The sequence below is a fragment of the Rhodococcus sp. UFZ-B548 genome, from assembly GCF_903819475.1.
GTDB classification, from domain to species: Bacteria; Actinomycetota; Actinomycetes; order Mycobacteriales; family Mycobacteriaceae; genus Rhodococcus_F; species Rhodococcus_F erythropolis.
Window position 1 is genome coordinate 1 of sequence record NZ_CAIJDS010000029.1, and the last position, 15,033, is coordinate 15,033.

At 60.3% G+C, this 15,033-nt stretch carries 18 protein-coding genes, 1 tRNA gene and 3 pseudogenes; 9 read left to right on the forward strand and 13 right to left on the reverse strand.

The features are described 5' to 3' along the window. Nucleotides 1–175: 175 nt before the first annotated feature. Entirely contained in the window at nt 176–1,993 is a 1,818-nt protein-coding gene (locus tag H7C86_RS22455) for an ABC transporter ATP-binding protein (RefSeq protein WP_182262286.1), read from the reverse strand. Nucleotides 1,994–2,099: 106 nt separating this feature from the next. Here H7C86_RS22455 and H7C86_RS22460 point away from each other — a divergent pair, with 106 nt between their 5' ends. Next, nucleotides 2,100–2,558, forward strand: a complete 459-nt coding sequence (locus H7C86_RS22460; RefSeq protein ID WP_182262261.1) for a MarR family winged helix-turn-helix transcriptional regulator — start codon at nt 2,100–2,102, stop codon at nt 2,556–2,558. Between the two features lie 4 nt (nt 2,559–2,562). Here H7C86_RS22460 and ssb read toward each other — a convergent pair whose 3' ends face one another. Then, a complete protein-coding gene (gene ssb / locus H7C86_RS22465) occupies nt 2,563–2,976 on the reverse strand; it encodes a single-stranded DNA-binding protein (protein WP_007733347.1) in 414 nt (137 codons plus the stop codon). Between the two features lie 181 nt (nt 2,977–3,157). Then, the gene (locus H7C86_RS22470; RefSeq protein ID WP_113684270.1) at nt 3,158–5,293 is read right to left on the reverse strand and encodes a cytochrome c oxidase assembly protein; all 2,136 of its coding nucleotides are present in this window, start codon (nt 5,291–5,293) and stop codon (nt 3,158–3,160) included. 97 nt (nt 5,294–5,390) lie between these two features. Here H7C86_RS22470 and H7C86_RS22475 point away from each other — a divergent pair. After that, nucleotides 5,391–5,463, forward strand: a tRNA-Arg gene (locus H7C86_RS22475). A 302-nt stretch (nt 5,464–5,765) separates the two neighbouring features. Here the strand turns inward: H7C86_RS22475 and H7C86_RS22480 are convergent. Next, entirely contained in the window at nt 5,766–6,185 is a 420-nt protein-coding gene (locus tag H7C86_RS22480; RefSeq protein WP_182262262.1) for an SMI1/KNR4 family protein, read from the reverse strand. A 517-nt stretch (nt 6,186–6,702) separates the two neighbouring features. Here H7C86_RS22480 and H7C86_RS22485 point away from each other — a divergent pair. Both H7C86_RS22485 and H7C86_RS22490 read left to right on the forward strand, forming a co-directional pair. Further along, nucleotides 6,703–6,963: a hypothetical protein gene (locus tag H7C86_RS22485; protein WP_182262263.1), complete on the forward strand. Its 261-nt coding sequence runs from the start codon at nt 6,703–6,705 to the stop codon at nt 6,961–6,963. A 136-nt stretch (nt 6,964–7,099) separates the two neighbouring features. Then, complete coding sequence (locus H7C86_RS22490; RefSeq protein ID WP_259349275.1) at nt 7,100–7,570, forward strand: GNAT family N-acetyltransferase; 471 nt, start codon at nt 7,100–7,102, stop codon at nt 7,568–7,570. 152 nt (nt 7,571–7,722) lie between these two features. On the opposite strand, the pseudogene H7C86_RS37945 reads toward H7C86_RS22490, so the two are convergent. After that, a pseudogene (locus tag H7C86_RS37945) lies at nt 7,723–7,902 on the reverse strand (hypothetical protein); the annotation flags it as partial. After that, a pseudogene (locus tag H7C86_RS22495) lies at nt 7,890–8,126 on the reverse strand (DUF5131 family protein); the annotation flags it as partial. The pseudogenes H7C86_RS22495 and H7C86_RS37945, both read right to left, overlap by 13 nt. A 177-nt stretch (nt 8,127–8,303) precedes the next feature. Between H7C86_RS22495 and H7C86_RS37950 the strand changes: the two are divergent. Both H7C86_RS37950 and H7C86_RS22500 read left to right on the forward strand, forming a co-directional pair. Then, a pseudogene (locus tag H7C86_RS37950) lies at nt 8,304–8,450 on the forward strand (DUF4236 domain-containing protein); the annotation flags it as partial. Between the two features lie 21 nt (nt 8,451–8,471). Then, nucleotides 8,472–8,903, forward strand: a complete 432-nt coding sequence (locus H7C86_RS22500) for a hypothetical protein (protein ID WP_259349276.1) — start codon at nt 8,472–8,474, stop codon at nt 8,901–8,903. 338 nt (nt 8,904–9,241) lie between these two features. On the opposite strand, the gene H7C86_RS22505 is transcribed toward H7C86_RS22500, so the two are convergent. Together H7C86_RS22505 and H7C86_RS22510 are read right to left on the reverse strand one after the other, a co-directional pair. Beyond that, a complete protein-coding gene (locus tag H7C86_RS22505; RefSeq protein ID WP_182262265.1) occupies nt 9,242–9,805 on the reverse strand; it encodes a hypothetical protein in 564 nt (187 codons plus the stop codon). 357 nt (nt 9,806–10,162) lie between these two features. Next, nucleotides 10,163–10,330 (reverse strand): hypothetical protein, encoded by a 168-nt coding sequence (locus H7C86_RS22510; RefSeq protein WP_182262266.1) that lies wholly within the window; start codon nt 10,328–10,330, stop codon nt 10,163–10,165. A gap of 159 nt (nt 10,331–10,489) precedes the next feature. On the opposite strand from H7C86_RS22510, the gene H7C86_RS22515 reads away from it, so the two are divergent. Then, nucleotides 10,490–10,642 carry a hypothetical protein gene (locus tag H7C86_RS22515; RefSeq protein WP_182262267.1) on the forward strand — a complete coding sequence of 51 codons (153 nt, stop codon included), beginning with the start codon at nt 10,490–10,492 and terminating at the stop codon, nt 10,640–10,642. A gap of 26 nt (nt 10,643–10,668) precedes the next feature. On the opposite strand, the gene H7C86_RS22520 is transcribed toward H7C86_RS22515, so the two are convergent. From H7C86_RS22520 to H7C86_RS22530, 3 genes are all read right to left on the reverse strand, one after another. Beyond that, nucleotides 10,669–10,905, reverse strand: a complete 237-nt coding sequence (locus H7C86_RS22520) for an SGNH/GDSL hydrolase family protein (RefSeq protein ID WP_182262268.1) — start codon at nt 10,903–10,905, stop codon at nt 10,669–10,671. Nucleotides 10,906–11,321: 416 nt separating this feature from the next. Further along, entirely contained in the window at nt 11,322–11,702 is a 381-nt protein-coding gene (locus tag H7C86_RS22525; protein ID WP_182262269.1) for a hypothetical protein, read from the reverse strand. Next, entirely contained in the window at nt 11,702–11,914 is a 213-nt protein-coding gene (locus H7C86_RS22530) for a hypothetical protein (RefSeq protein WP_182262270.1), read from the reverse strand. Before H7C86_RS22530 ends, H7C86_RS22525 begins: the two co-directional genes overlap by 1 nt. A 201-nt stretch (nt 11,915–12,115) precedes the next feature. Between H7C86_RS22530 and H7C86_RS22535 the strand changes: the two genes are divergently transcribed. Continuing rightward, nucleotides 12,116–12,874, forward strand: coding sequence for a hypothetical protein (locus tag H7C86_RS22535; RefSeq protein ID WP_182262271.1), 759 nt, complete (start codon nt 12,116–12,118; stop codon nt 12,872–12,874). Between the two features lie 75 nt (nt 12,875–12,949). On the opposite strand, the gene H7C86_RS22540 is transcribed toward H7C86_RS22535, so the two are convergent. Then, complete coding sequence (locus tag H7C86_RS22540; RefSeq protein ID WP_182262272.1) at nt 12,950–13,486, reverse strand: hypothetical protein; 537 nt, start codon at nt 13,484–13,486, stop codon at nt 12,950–12,952. 268 nt (nt 13,487–13,754) lie between these two features. After that, complete coding sequence (locus H7C86_RS37345) at nt 13,755–13,880, reverse strand: hypothetical protein (protein WP_259349277.1); 126 nt, start codon at nt 13,878–13,880, stop codon at nt 13,755–13,757. A gap of 101 nt (nt 13,881–13,981) precedes the next feature. On the opposite strand from H7C86_RS37345, the gene H7C86_RS22545 reads away from it, so the two are divergent. Continuing rightward, a complete protein-coding gene (locus H7C86_RS22545) occupies nt 13,982–14,140 on the forward strand; it encodes a hypothetical protein (RefSeq protein ID WP_003945304.1) in 159 nt (52 codons plus the stop codon). The last annotated feature ends 893 nt before the right edge of the window (nt 14,141–15,033 follow it).

The following is a 15,033-nucleotide window of genomic DNA, read 5'->3' on the forward strand; positions in this document are numbered from 1 at the left end:
CGCATCAGCTTGTCGCCCTCGACTCCGTCGGCGCGGATCTCGTCGGCGAACTGTGGGATGTTGTCCAGAACCTGACCCATGATCTTTCCGCCTCCACTGATAGTCGATCAACGACCACTAAAGTAGAACACGTTCTAGAAACTTGCGGAAGTGAAATGGCCGACATTTCTTACACTCACACGGTCTGCAGTTCCGACGGGAGTTCGACGGCGTCGCTACCCGAGGCCGCAAGCAACTGTGCGTATCGCCCACCTTGTTGCACAAGTTCGTCGTGGGTACCCTTTTCCACAACCACGCCCTGGTCGAGGACCGCGATGAGATCCGCATCTCGAACCGTGGAAAGCCTGTGCGCTACAACAAGAGTGGTGCGTCCGACCATCAGCTCGTCGAGCGCGTCCTGCAACGCACGTTCAGTGCGATTGTCCAAGGCGCTCGTCGCCTCGTCGAGGACGAGGATCGGCGGATTCCGCAGGACTGTGCGCGCGATCGCTATGCGCTGTTTCTCACCGCCGGAGAATCGGTAGCCGCGCTCGCCGACCATGGTGTCGTACCCGTCGTCGAGACCGGAGATGAACTCGTGGATTTGCGCGATGCGCGCTGCTTGCTCGATCTCGGCGTCGGTGGCATCGGGTTTCGCGAACCGAAGGTTCTCACGAATCGTCGTATGGAAGAGGTACGTCTCCTGCGACACCACGCCCACCAGATCGGAGACCGTCGCCAGATCGAGGTCCCGCAGATCGATTTCGTCGATTCTCACCGATCCCGCAGTCGGGTCGTACAGACGTGCGGCCAAGTATCCGAGGGTGGTCTTGCCCGAACCTGTGGAGCCGACCAGCGCCAAGGTTCCGCCGGCCGGGACCGTGAGGTCGATGTTGTCGAGAGTCTTGCTGTCGGTTCCTGGATACGAGAAGTCGACGTGGTCGAACCGAAGTTCGCCGGACATCTTGGTGCGGTCGAAGCTCTTCGACTCTTCCGGATCCGCGATGTCGATCGGCAGATCCAGGTACTCGAACACGCGACTGAACAGTGCCATCGAACTCTGCACCTCGACGCCCGTGTTGAGCAGCATCATGGTGGGGCGGAACAATTGGGTCTGCAGTGTGGTGAATGCGACGAGGGTGCCGACGGTGATGGTGTTGCCGTGATCGAGAGTGAAACCGGCAAACCAGTAGACCAGTGCGGGCATGGCCGCGAAAGTGATCGACATGGTCGCCATGCGCCACTTGCCGGCCATCATGGCCCGGAGCTCGACGTCCGCGACTTCCGCTGAACGCTCGGTGAATCGATCCGTCAGAGCCGACTTCGCGCCGGTCGTCTTGCCGAGGAGAATGCCACTGACGGAGAGAGATTCCTCCACCTGGACCGACAGATCACTGAGTAGCTTCTGCCGCTTACCCGAGATCTTGCGGCGCTCGTCACCGATCTTGCGTGCGATACGGATGAACACCGGCAAGATCGCCAGCGAGAAGATGGCGAGTCGCCAATCCAGAAGGAACAGAGCAACAATGGTGGCTGCCACGGTCGTTGCATTCTGCGCGATGGACGTTGCCGTGTTGGTGACCACCGACTGCATACCGCCGATGTCGTTGGCAATGCGCGACTGAACTTCTCCGGTTCGGGTTCGAGCGAAGAATCCGAGCGACTGATTCTGCAGATGCGAGTAGACCCGCACGCGCAGTTGGTGCATCAGTTTCTGGCCGATGCTGTTGGACATCCAAGTCTGCGCCACGCCGAGACAGCTCGTGATCACGGCAATGGCGATCATGCCGATGGCCAGAACGCTGACGAGTCCGAGGTTCTTGTCCGGGATCGCCTTGTCGAGCATTTCGCGTAGGAGCAGCGGACTGCCCAACGCCACGATCGCGCTGAGTGTGATGACCGCGGTGACGATGGCGATCTGAGTTCGATACGGCGCGAACAGTCCGAGTACGCGCTTTGCCGGTACGGAGTCCGCCGGAGTGATATCGACAGCGGATCGTTCGATGTTTCGCATGTGATCTGGTTTCACGTTCTACCTCCTGGAGGCTTTCTCACCCTAGTTTCATATTGATGAGGTTACCTCACTATGAGGCTGACACCAACAACGCTAGACTGACGCCATGCATTCCCGAGAGCGCGAACTCACCGACGTCGTGATGTCCGTGGCACGGCTCATCCGCCGACGTCAGGTGGCAGCGCTGGAACCATTCGGTCTCTCGCCGTCGCAAAGCCGAGCGCTGCGAGTACTGACCCGAGTGGGCGAGCCGGTTCGACTCGGGTTTCTTGCCGAGCGACTGCGCATCGTTCCGCGGTCGGCGACCGACGTCGTGGATTCCCTCGAAGAGGCCGGATGGGTGCGCCGCACTCCCGATCCGAACGATCGGCGAGCCGTGTTACTCGAGCTCACCGACGCCGGCGCTGCCCTCGCTGCCGACGTCGCGAAAGCTCAACGACGCGAATCCTCGGATGTGTTCGACGACCTCGACCAGTCGGAGCGAGCAACTCTCACCGAACTTCTCGAGCGAGTGGACGCGGGGCACGACTCTCGGCCCCGCGACTGCCCGAAACCTTCGGTGTGAGTCCTCACGCAGCGACGGTGTCGACTGCGTCCTCGACATTCTCCGCCGACGTCGGCTTGCTCTGACGCTCGATCTTCGAGATGCAACGAGCAAGGTCCGCGCCAACTGCCGTCGCCCGCAACTCGAGATCGGAACGAGGCACACCCTCTTTGGTCGTGTACTCGTTGGTGCGCAACTCCCCCGCCACCATGACCGGATCACCCTTCATGATGGATGCGCCGACGCCGGTGACCAACCGCCGCCAGCAACTGACCGTGAGATAGAGGGTCGCTCCGTCCGTCCACTCTCCGGTCACCGCGTCTTTGCGACGCGTGTTGCTCGCCATCCGAAAGCTCAGCACCTCTTCGCCATTGGTTGTCTGCCGCTTCACCGGATTGGTGATGACGGTTCCGACAACCGTTGCATGCGTTTCGTACATGTCCGATCCCCCTTCGAACTCCAGAACCCGCCAACTGTCGCGGGGCCGATCATTGCGTCGGCAGTTTCGATTGTGGAACGGCAAACGCCTGGCTCGGGATTTCGATTTCCACCTGTGCATCGGCGGGACAGCTGTGGAGAAACAGCACTGCCCGAGCCAAACGGCCCGGGCAGTGTCGGAGCTAAGTGCTAGTGGAGGATTCGTCGGATTTCTTCTCGCTGGGTGTCTCGCCCGCAGAGTCCTCGCTTGCAGTTTCCGCGTCAGCAGCCTCACGCGGTTTCCACCCCTCGCGGTCCCGCCTGGCCAATTCGGCGAACATGGCGTTGTGAGCAGCGAGGTCGGCGTCGTGGTCACGCTCGGCGGCACGGTCCGTTCGGCGCGCGGTCCTTCCGTCACTGCGCGACCACTGAACCAGCAGCGCGAGCATGACCACCATGAGTGGGATCTCGCCGGTCGCCCACGCGATGCTGCCGCCCAGCTGCTGATCGCCGATCAGGTCGTTGTTCCAACCGAGTCCGAGCGAGCGGAAGTACGCGCCGCCCATGACTGCGGTGGTGCTCATCAATGCCACGCCGAAAAACGCGTGGAACGGAAGTGAGCCGAACACCATCGCCAGCTTGGTCACCGGCTGCAATTGGCGTGGTGACGGGTCTATTCCGATCGCCACCCAGTAGAAGAGATAGCCGCTGAGGATGAAGTGCAGGTTCATCAGCAGGTGAGCGCTGTGCGAGTCGACGGTCGCGCCGTAGATTCCGCCGAGATACAGCGCGTAGAAACCGCCGACGAAGAGAACTGCCGCCACGATCGGGTGGGTGATGAATCGTGAGAACGGGCTGTGCAGCGCGGTCAGAATCCACTCGCGAATGCCGGGCACGCCGTCCTTGCCCGCCGGATCGAGCGCCCGCAGAGCCAAAGTGATCGGCGCACCCAGAACCAGCAGGACTGGGCCCAACATCGACAGCGCCATATGTGCGCCCATGTGAACGCTGAAGACTGCCGGCGCGTACTTGCCGACACCGGACGACGTGGCGATCAGGAGCACCGCGCAACCGCTCATCCAGGCGATGGTTCGGCCGACGGGCCAGGAGTCTCCACGCTTGGCCAGCTTGCGCAGGCCGATGCCGTACAGAATCGCCGCGGCGATCGCGGCGGTGCCGAACATGAGGTCGAATCGCCAGTCCGTCACGAAGGCCATGAACGACGGCGGGTCCGGAAGGTTGTAACCGAGTTCGACCTCGGGAATCGAGGGAATCGACAGCGGCGGGGGCGGCGGGGTACGACCGAGGCCGATCGCGAGACCGATGGTCGCCGCCATCACGATGCCTTCAGCGCCGGCAAATCGAATCAGGGCAGAGCGACTCTTCGGATTCTCCGCCAGCGCCGGTAGCGCCCGACTCCGCTGAGCCCAACCGAAGAACCCGAGGATGATCAGTGCAACCGTTTTCGCGACGATCAATCGTCCATACGTCGTGGTGAAAACGTCGTCGAGAGGCAGACGGACAATCGCGTTGATGACGCCGCTGAATCCCATGACGACGAAGCAGATGGATGCGACCGTCGAAAAGCGTCGGGCTGCTACGTCGGTGTAATCGCCGCCGCGCCGCGCGTGGGCCAGTAGCGCGAACAAGCCGCCGGCCCAGAGCGAAGCCGCCACAAGGTGCAGGATCAGGCTGTTGGTAGCGATGTCATGCGACCCGCCCGAAGACGAGTGACCGGTGAGAGCGAGCGGCATCAGTCCGAGAAGACCGACCAGCAGCAGGAGCGGGGTCCACCACCAGCGCAGTGTCAGTCGGGCCAGGATCGCCAGAACAACCGCAATGATTGCCGTCCAGCGCCAGGCGCCGGCGATCTCGACCTGATCGAGTCCCGACCAGAGGTTTGCCGGTTTGATCGCTTCGGCGAACGGCTGACCCGATGTGTCGGAGAGCGTCAGGGGCACCATCATGAACGAACAGATCGCCCACACGATCGCGGCGTGCGATGCAGTTCGGACTGCCCGATAGCCGTCGACGTCGAGGACGCCCGACTTCTGCGGCGGCACGAAGAACGCGGCCAGCAGCAGTGACCCGATCGCAATGACCGCGGCGATCTCCCCCAGTGCCCGCATCGCGGGCAGGCCGTACGTGGTGATCGGGCCTGGATCCGGGATACCCAGAAGAGTCAGTGCCTGCGACGCGGAGAATCCCACCACGATGGCTGCGGTGAGCCCTGCGATTAGTCCACTGACCACGAATATCGCGGTCGAAGAAGCGGGTGCACCGCTGTGCTGTGTGGACTCCGGTGGGGAATCTGTCGGCGCGAGGTCGGGTGTAGCCATACCTCAAGGGTAGGACCTTCGCGAACCGACTACGACAACGCGTCGGAGTTGGGCGGCGCGCGTCACATCCCGAACCCTCGAGTATGATGTTCCACGCGCCTCCGTAGCTCAGGGGATAGAGCAAGAGCCTTCTAATCTCTTGGTCGCAGGTTCGAATCCTGCCGGGGGCACTTTTCGTACCGTTTACGCAGGACTCAATACCTTCTAGGCCAGCATGTACGTAGATACGACCAATGCAATAATCCTGCGTTATCCCGCGCAATCCCGACCAAAGTGTTGAGTAAGTGTTGAGCGGTTCGCAGGTGAGCGTGTACGTCTCTCGACGCAAGCTAGGCGCCGAATTCCGACTCATCGTCGACTATCTTGCCGAACAACGGCAGGGGTCAAGGGATGGAATGAGAACCCGAAGCCGTTCATCTGGACCAAGTAAGCCGAGAAGATCCGACCCTCGAGGAAGGGTTAGTCGCGCGAGTCAGTCGTCGACGTTCTCCTCCAACAGCGTGCGGAAACTGGCCGCCAGTCGGACAACTGTGTTCCCGTTGTCATGGTCGACCAAGCACACGCTTCCGTCCGCAGCGATCCAGATCGGATTCCCCGACCCGTCGTCAGCGAACACCACCCCGTCGATGAGGGCACCGTATGCGTCACGCGCCTCAATGGTCAGCTCGATGCATGTCTCACGACCGATAAGCTCGGCGTTGTCCCATGCGTGCACTGACACGCCCACGAAGCATCCACCCCAACGTCCCACGAACTCGGTGAAGTCTTTGTCCGGGACGATGTCGAGCGCATGCAATCGCGCGTGAAGCTCGTCTCCCGGAATCGGACGGCCGGGACCGTAGAAGTCCACGGTCCGCTCGATCCGAGCGACCAACCCGTTTCCGAGAGCCATATCGGAAACTTACTACCGGCGCGGGACACTAGCTTCAAACTCGGACGCCGGCGCGTCTGGCGCAAGAGTGTCGCACCCGCATGGGTCGCCGAACAGGAAGCCACTGGAGCCGAAGACTACGACCAACTGAGGCAGATCAAATGTCAGTTACGACCGGTCCGTCTGGTTCTATTCCGGCATGAAAATGCCGTTCGCCGCAGTCGCGGCTATCGGAGCGGCGCTACTCATCAGCGGATGCAGTAGCGAGCCCGCGGGTCCCACCGCCGAGGAAGTGAGGGCAACTCAGTGTGCGGGTTTCGCCGAACTGACGCCCGGATATCTGGAGACTCAAGCGGACCAAAAGATTATTAGCGACAAGGGTTCAAGCTTGGAAGAGCGAACTGACGCATCGATGCGAATCATGAAACGCACGACCGATGACGGTCGCCGTACTCACGCGTACGATTGCGATGCACGATCAGATAAAGAACTTTTCGCGGAATACATCTCGAAATAACGGACGCCCGTCGGATTCATCGTGGCATTCTTGCTGATTGTCTTCATTACGAACTACTGGCAGACATTGCTGTGGATCCTGCTGTGGGTTGTAATCGCGGCGTTCGTTATCCCGATGACGCACGAAGGCTTCAAGTTCATTCGCAAGTACCGCGCCGACATGCGCAAGGTGAAGACCGACTACTACAAAGGCCTCGACGAGCGCACGAATCTGCAGCATCAGCAAGTACTTAGCCGGCCGCGACGAAGGCGTCTACGGGGACTATCCGCCGGCGAAACTTGACTAGGGCGCGTCTCCCTTATCTCGGGTGAGGCTGGCGGCATTCTTGTGCTGCATACGGCACACGCGTGATCAAGCTGCTGCCAACGCCGAATGAGAGTAAGCCCCGAAAAAGAACGAGAACGAGAGAATAGACCTCATGACTGAGCAGACCCTCGCGGCGCGGCTAATGACCCGTGCCGATTGGCCGTGGATCCAGCGCTGGTACGAGGATGAGACGCTAGACCGTGAGCTGGGTCCGCTTGACGACGAGTGGCTCGAGTATGTCCTCGCCACCCACTCGGGTGTGCAGCTTGTGGTGCTCGACGGTGTCGATCCGGTCGCGCTCGTCGGCTGCGCTTGGGACCCAAACGGACACGAGCATGGCATCACTGATCTCGCGATCGATCCGCGCCGGCGCAGGAACGGGCTCGGCCGGGCAACGATCGACTGCGTCCGTTCGTGGCCCGAGCACCCGCCGACGACGGGGTGGGTTGCGTTCGTTGACCAGGGGAACGAGCCCGCTTACCGCTTCTTCAGCGAGCTCGGTTGGGCGCATCGAGGGCTCGACGCGGATGGGATGCACCACTTCGCAACCGGCGCAACGAAAGCTTCGACGAGCGGGCGCTGAGGGGAGGTCGTGGCTCGGTTGGGTAGTGGCACGTTCGCGTGACGGCGTTGCAATGGTGCTCGGCGCAGAGGCTTGCGTGCACTTGTTTCCGGAGTACTGCTAATGCGTTCGAAGTCTTGGCCGCGAAAGGAAACGCGCCAGCCTGGCACCGCAGAGAGGACCGCCATAACTGTCGCACCGATGACCGTACCGACCGCAAATGCTGAGAACAGCAGGCCCGCAGTGCCAACCGAGACCCCAAGCTCGGTCGCGATCGCGGGGAGCAACCCGCGAGCGTGGTGACACGAAGAACCATCTCTTGATCGCTCACCTCCGCATGGTTCTCGGGCCATTCGATCTTGTCTGCCATCCGACTCAGTCGGAGTGATCGTTTCGTCAAAATCTGATAGGTGTGCTGAGGAGTTTCCCGCAACACGCCAAAGGCATCTCGCACGAATCCAATCGGCACCTTGGCATGGAAGAGGTCACTCATCGAATTCACGAACACGACACGAGGATTACGCCACTTCCGCGGCTGATCAAGCGCCGAGGGATGGACCGTCACACCGAAACCGGGTTATCCGTCAACTGGTCCCCTCTGCTACTTCGGATACTTCGGATACTTCGGATACTTCGGATACTTCGGACCGAAACCGACCGAAATTCCTGTTATGTCCAGTATTTCTGGTTGGATGTCGAGATGTACGTGAGAATGAGCGCGACTGCGCGGCTCGATAGACAGGGAAGATGACACATGGTCAGCTTTCGGAAATCTAAGAAGTTCGGTCCTGTCCGAGTGACTGCATCCACCAAGGGTTTTGGGATCAGCGCCGGCAGTGGACCTGTGCGGGTTGGTCGCGGCGCCGACGGCAAAGTTCGACGAACCGTGAGGGTTCCCGGTGCAGGTACCTCGGACACGAAGGTGATCGGCGGCAAGCAGTCGACGAAGAAGCCCAGCGGGACGGCCGGACGGGAGTCTCGACCGACCGGTGCTGCCAATAACTCAGATACAGCGGTAGGGATCGCAATCATCGTCGGTGTGATCGTCGCGATCGTTCTACTCATCAATTTCTGGCGACAAATTCTGCTCATCTGCGGAATTGCGCTCGCAGTATGGATTTGCTTTGTCATCGTTCGAAAAATGTGGCGGTCTCGCCAGGATCGTCTAGCGGCCAACCGAGCCGAGGATGAACGCATGGCTCAGCGAGCGCAGGAACAGCACGAGCAATACCTTCAGGGTGAAGACGCTGGAATCTATGGCCGATTCACACCGGCGGACCCGGACAACCCCAAGCCTCGCATACGTCAACTGCCGCGCTCCCCGAAGGAGTGGCGCGACGAGAAGCGTCACTGATCTGCCCGCGCCGCGCTTTGCCTGTGTAGGGAGGGTCGGGCGAGGAGCGGAATCGCCACCTCGGCCTCGCAAATCACGTACGGCATCGGTCGGTGCGGCCACATCTTCTGCCATCTTCTGCCAGTTTTCGGGATCATTCCTCGTCGCCCACCACGAGTCATGAAACGCTCTGGCTTCTTCGAGTTCGTCGAGCGTCCATCCGTGGAGTCGGCATGTTTCGAGGTCCTGCTCGTAGTCGTCCATTCATCCTTGGACGCACACGATGCCCGGGAGGTTCACCCCTCATGGCGAAAGCCCCCGAACCCCAGTGAGGTTCGGGGGCTTCGTGGTCGAGACGCTTACGAGCCGAATGCAGGGAATTGGATGGATCCGAATCCTCCCACGGGAGGAGTTCCCTCTTCGCCTACGACGAAGGGGATTTGAGTTACCCAGTCCGACCGCATACCTTCTGGAGGGTAGTTCATGTAGCAGTAGACACCCAGCACGTATTTGCCGTCTGCAAGATCGATAGTCGTCTCGAACGACTCACCGGGATAGATATAAACGCGATTATTCCCATGTTCATCGTCCCAAACCGGCCAAGTTGGGTCAATGCGGTGCCAATTCTCAGGCACCAACGAAATGGGACCCACCGGATCGTTGTTCAATTCATCCGCAACAGCTTGGGTGTGAACAATTGGTGTGCAATACCCCTGATCCTCGACCTCACCTTTCGTCACCTTGATTTTCACGCCATTCTCGACCGCGGTAGCGGTCGCTTCCGCTGGTCGCGGACCTTCAATGATGTCGGCGCTAGCCAGTCCCGGAAGAACCATCACGCTAGCTGCCGCGACAGTCCCAACGATCGCAGCCTTCGTGGCCAATCCCTTTGCGCGCATAGCTTTCCCTTCGTCTTCTGCCACCTGTAGGCATGGAAGTGGCAGACGCTACCGAGGAAAAACCAGTCTGGGCAGTCATCCAAACAGATGACATTAAACGAAACCTGCAGGTGAACCCACATTTGTTGGCCCGAAAACGACAAAGACGCCCCACCCTCGCGATGAGGATGGGGCGTCACTCGCTTGTTACCCTGCAGGTTCCGCGGGTGTTTCCGGTTGCTTCATGATGGTCAGTTCGGCGTCCGGTGCATCTTTCCAGCGGTACGCCTAACGGCCGTCAGCGAGTTTCACTGTGCCGGGTTGGCGCGTGTCAGGGTCAGGGTCGACGGCCATATCCCGATTGTCTCACTGGCTCGAAAGGCCGAGACTTTGTCGTGCGGTCTACATCTCTGACAGCATCTCCACGGCTTTGGCGAGCTGGCGCGTGGCGGCGACAAGCTCGGTTTGGGCAGTCTCGTCGGTCAGTTCAGTATCGTTGCAGGATTTCCGGCGTGCAATGCGCTCCTCGTCGATGACACGCTTAATGATTTCGTCGACACGGGGATGCACAGTGCTCACAGTTCCGGCTTTCGGTTGAAGTTTTGAGTAACGCAACTCTATTCCTGGCAATTTCCTGCGGAGTTCCTGCTAGAGGACGTAACAGGCAATCCGCACGACGAAGCCCCCAACCTCGAAAGGTTGGGGACTTCGTCGCGCAAGGTCTAGCTAGTGGGGACGTACATGCTGGTCTTGTCGGTGAGCGCAAGAATCCCGGCGAAACTGGGATGCACGCCGTCGCACGTCATCGCCGAAATAACGGTGCTTGCGCCGGGGGTAGCGGCAAAGACGTCGGAAGCCCGGACGATGCCGGCGGTTCCGTGAGGCAGGGTGTAGAGCCAGTTGTTGTACTAGGTCCGCAACGATTCACGAATGGATGCATCGGTTCTCGGCATGATGTCGACGAGGTAGATCGGCTTGTCAGCTCCGATGGTGTCCCTGATCTTCGAAATGATCGTCGCCACGTCCGCCTGGTACTGCGCCAGAGATCGATTATTGGCGTAGTCGTTCGACCCTGCAGCGATGAACGCCCCGTCGAACTTTCCGGCAGCAAGATCCGTTCGATTCCAACGATCCGCTGACGTCACCGCCCAATCACGTGCATACAGGTTCGACTGTGCAATGTTCTGCTACAGAAAACCGTTCGCCCTCGCCCAGCGTGCCGGGTAGCTGTCCTGGATCGAACACGGCCGACACGTGGTCGGATACGAGGTACCGACAACACCTGTCGCGCTTTCGGAGATGGAGTCACCGAGCCACAGGAATGCTTTCTTGCGTGAGGTCACCTTGTACTCGATCTGAGTACTCGATCTGAAAGTCGATCGGCGTCCCGCGGTAAGTGCTTCCTGCGCCCGCAACACCGCCGGTTGTCGCTGGATTCGTTGCGGCAGACCAACCTGGGAACTGAAACACCTCGTTCGCGCCCGCCGCCATTTGTTGCGCTGAACTGGTGAAGCCCCACCCGAGCACATACTCTTTGGCCGGATCGAACTGCAAGGCTGGATCAGTGAACCACGGTGCGATGTAGAAACTTGTCGAGTTCGGGATCCTGCTGTGGGAGACGGCCGGCACGAGCGTCGTTGCAACACCGTCCTTGAAGTTGCCGGTGTGCTCCCCACTCCCTCCAGGCTGATGCTCGCCGAAATAATCCCCGCCCGACCAGATCTGCAGTACCGGCCGTGTCGTCGAACGATCGCCAGTTGCGCGCCTTGACGCGCCATTCATCGGTCTGCTCGTCGATGCCAATGACATGCCGGGGCCCGAGCTGCGTAATAGTCCCCGACGACGGTGTCGGGTAGGCCACGCAGCCACCCTGCCCGCCGTTGGTGTACGCGAGCGTTCGAGCGACCGGCGCGATTGATGGGCGGGCGAAGAGGAGCGGCATCAGGCGAGTCCTTCCAGGTCGGCGACGAGACCCTTGCCGGGGGATGTTCCAACGCCGGTCACATACACAGTGAGTACGTCACCTTTTGCGAAAGCCCATGTTCCGATGGATGTTCCGCCCGTGACCTGATTGCCGGCACCGATCGTGGTCGATGTGCCGGACACTGCGGTGCCGTTCTTGCGGAGTTCGACGACGAGGTAGCTCGTTCTCACTTACTGAGAAATCACGAGTGCCGATTCACCGATGCCGCGATCGTAAATCGCGCGGAAAACCGAAATGCGTTACTTGCCAGCATTTTTCCCCGGACGACTTTGGGCAATCGTTTCCCATCCTCAACATTCACAAACCGGACAGTCTGTGCTAAATTTTACAGACCTTCACCCCCGTTTTACCCTCCGAGAGGTTCATCACGCATGTCTCAAGCCACCCGCCGCGCCGGAATCGTTGCCGCACTTGTCGGCTCCGCCGCATTGATTGCACCGGCTTTCGCGGGCGCAGCGCCCACTGGTTCACTCGGTTCCGCAGAGCCGGAAGCGGGCTTCACCTGCTCCACAACGTCTACCGAAACCACCGCGAACGGCTGGGGAATCCCGTTCACTGACGAGAAGGACCAGACCGCCTCCTACGCGGCCGATAATGTCTTCGACAAGGACGGCTCACTCAAACTCGAAGTCACCGACGTCAAGGACCGCTCCGTGTCCTACCACGCGGCTGGAAGCATCAAGCTCGCCGACGCGGCTGCCAAGGAAATCGGGTTCTCCGAGCGCGCCGTAACCACCAGCGCCGCGTTCCAGCTGCGTTTGACCGGCACCACGAACCCGAACGACAACGGTTTCACCACCCTGGTGTGGGTGCCGAGCCAGAACGGCGCACCCGTGACGGACGCTGCGGTCAAGCACGAGAACATCCAGGACGGACTCTGGTGGAGCACCCGCACCATCGGCGGTGCAGTCAAGGGCGAGCCCACCTCACTCGATGCCATCGTGGCAGCCAACCCCGGCGCGAAGGTCGAGCACTACGGTGTGAGCGTCGGCACCGGCTCGGCGGCCTCGAGCGTCTTCGTCGACGCGGTGAAGTTCAACGGCTGCACCACCAACTTCGCCAAGAAGGATCCGAAGCCCGAGACAGGCACCGGTTCGCTCGGTTCACTCGGCGACATCTTCGGCAGCTAGCAGCAACAGCCCTTCTGCAGATGACGAAAGCCCCCCAACCTCATTGCGAGGTTGAGGGGCTTTCGTCGTGAGTTTCTACGAGCCGAACGCAGGGAATTGGATGGATCCGAATCCCCCGCCCGGATTCGCAGGCGCCTGCGGGAGAGTGAACGGAAGCTCAACCAAGTTGTGAGTCTGGTTGTATCCGGCCGGGGTGGGTCCGTCACTGACGCAGTAGATTCCGGCGACATAGTTGCCATACGGAAGTCCTGCGATGGCATCCGTAATCTTCGCACTATTTTCGGAAGCCGGGTTAAGCGACTTCCACACGGGATCGGCCTCCAGATTCGGGTGCCCATAAATGAAGGTGGCGGCGAACCGTACCGGATTATGTTCGGCAAAGGCGCGTATCGCTTCAACATTTTTCGGCGTATGGACGGCCGAAGTGCAGTTCGCGAACTCCGGAGTCGTGTACTTCAGTGTGGCCGTCCTGTCGTTGACCGACAGCGAAACGTCAGTCGGTGTCGGTGTAATGATGTCGTCGGCGCTTGCCAGTCCCGGAAGAACCATCACGCTAGCTGCCGCCACAGCCCCGACAACCGCAGCCTTCTTGGCCAATCCCTTTGCGCGCATAGCTTTCCCTTCGACTTCTGCCACCTGTGGGCATGGGAGTGGCAGACGCTACCGGGAGAAAACCGGTCCGGGCAGTCATCCAAACAGATGACGTTGCACGAAACCTGCAGCTCAGACCATATTTGCGCTCCGGAAAGCGACGAAACCCTCGCATTCCCGCAATGAGGATCGGGGCGTCAGCCGTCCGGCCAGGTGACGGGAACGTACATGGCGGTTTTATCCGCAAGCGCGAGAATCCCTGCGAAACTGGGATGCCCACCGTCACATTTCATCCCGGGATCACCGTGCGCGCACCGTGCGTAGGGGCGAACCCGTCGGACACCCGGACGATGTCGGCGGTTCCGTGGGGCGGGGTGGAGAGCCAGTTGCCGGGGCACCACAAGATTTGCATCATGGATAGTCACGCTGTGTGGGCAAAGCGGTATCTGTGCAGACCGATCCGATTCGGACCGAAACCTAGCCCAATTGCGTGCCGTCCGCAGTAATCTGCCACGCATGAAGAAGGCACTTCCGAAGACCCTGAAGTCACTCGCCCGGACCGTTGGAATCCTGGCACTCGCGATCGTCGTTGTATCCGTCGTCGAGCGGTTCACCGGCGCACACCAACCGACTACCGGTCCCGCCTCGTTGACCGGACCCGACCAATCGTTGTAGCCCTTCCCTGCGACAAGGTCGTCTCACGAAGTTCTACGACGACGAGTCGGTAGGCAAGAGTCCACCAATGGCGGCTGAGTCGCATGCAACACGCTGCGCGGAGCGGCCGCGACTGTCACAGAATCTCTGGGCTCCGGATCCCAAGGCGTCACAGCAGCCGGGGCAGTCAAACCTTGCGGTCAGCCGTGGGTGTAGCACCATTGACACAAGCTGCGTCAGAATGGTTGCGCGAGAACTCGATTCGAAGGTCCGATTTCGCGAAGTGTCCAGAGAGCTGCGAAAAGTACCGGCTGTGGGACCTCGCGGCCACTCGGTGCGGTTGCTCGGATGTGGCGACTGAGCACCGATCGAGCCGGTCGCATCCACCGTCGGCAACTACGCAACCACCGTCACCATTTGACTCCGGGCATCGAAAGCGCTTGAAAAGTAAGCCAGTTCATCGTGCCGAGGCGCGCGAGAACGACCTGAACTTGCGAGGTCTCGAGATCTTCGAAGAAGCCTCCGACGTGGCATTTTCCGAGATCCACACACATCCCAGGCAGTGCCTCATCCGTGCGCACAAGAGCGTCGCCAAAAGTCGCTGCGGCGCGTGATCAGCTGGACTGACGTAACCGTACCGAAGGCTTTCTACGAAAAGCTGGGCGATTCTTCGTCTCGAAATGCCATGTCGGCCCCCGAAGCATTATCGACGGTTAGCTCAGGCCGGAATCCAATCTGCTAAGAAAAACGAATCTAATGTGACTCCTATCTCTGGATCCTTTCAGAACAGGGGTTTCGATGACCCGCGACTGAATTCACCCCCTAATTCACCCTCCTCCTATACGCAGAAAAATGATTTGCATTTATGTCGAGCGTGTGTGCACAGATAATTCGCTCCACACCTTGTCGTTCAG

Bases quoted from the DNA above. Each gene is read 5' to 3' on its own strand.
- H7C86_RS22535 (WP_182262271.1), top strand. From the start codon at position 12,116: ATGTCTCAAGCCACCCGCCGCGCCGGAATCGTTGCCGCACTTGTCGGC.
- H7C86_RS37345 (WP_259349277.1), bottom strand. From the start codon at position 13,880: ATGATGCAAATCTTGTGGTGCCCCGGCAACTGGCTCTCCACCCCGCCC.
- H7C86_RS22480 (WP_182262262.1), bottom strand. From the start codon at position 6,185: ATGGCTCTCGGAAACGGGTTGGTCGCTCGGATCGAGCGGACCGTGGAC.
- H7C86_RS22545 (WP_003945304.1), top strand. From the start codon at position 13,982: ATGAAGAAGGCACTTCCGAAGACCCTGAAGTCACTCGCCCGGACCGTT.
- ssb (WP_007733347.1), bottom strand. From the start codon at position 2,976: ATGTACGAAACGCATGCAACGGTTGTCGGAACCGTCATCACCAATCCG.
- H7C86_RS22470 (WP_113684270.1), bottom strand. From the start codon at position 5,293: ATGGCTACACCCGACCTCGCGCCGACAGATTCCCCACCGGAGTCCACA.
- H7C86_RS22490 (WP_259349275.1), top strand. From the start codon at position 7,100: ATGACTGAGCAGACCCTCGCGGCGCGGCTAATGACCCGTGCCGATTGG.
- H7C86_RS22460 (WP_182262261.1), top strand. From the start codon at position 2,100: ATGCATTCCCGAGAGCGCGAACTCACCGACGTCGTGATGTCCGTGGCA.
- H7C86_RS22455 (WP_182262286.1), bottom strand. From the start codon at position 1,993: ATGCGAAACATCGAACGATCCGCTGTCGATATCACTCCGGCGGACTCC.
- H7C86_RS22540 (WP_182262272.1), bottom strand. From the start codon at position 13,486: ATGCGCGCAAAGGGATTGGCCAAGAAGGCTGCGGTTGTCGGGGCTGTG.
- H7C86_RS22525 (WP_182262269.1), bottom strand. From the start codon at position 11,702: ATGCCGCTCCTCTTCGCCCGCCCATCAATCGCGCCGGTCGCTCGAACG.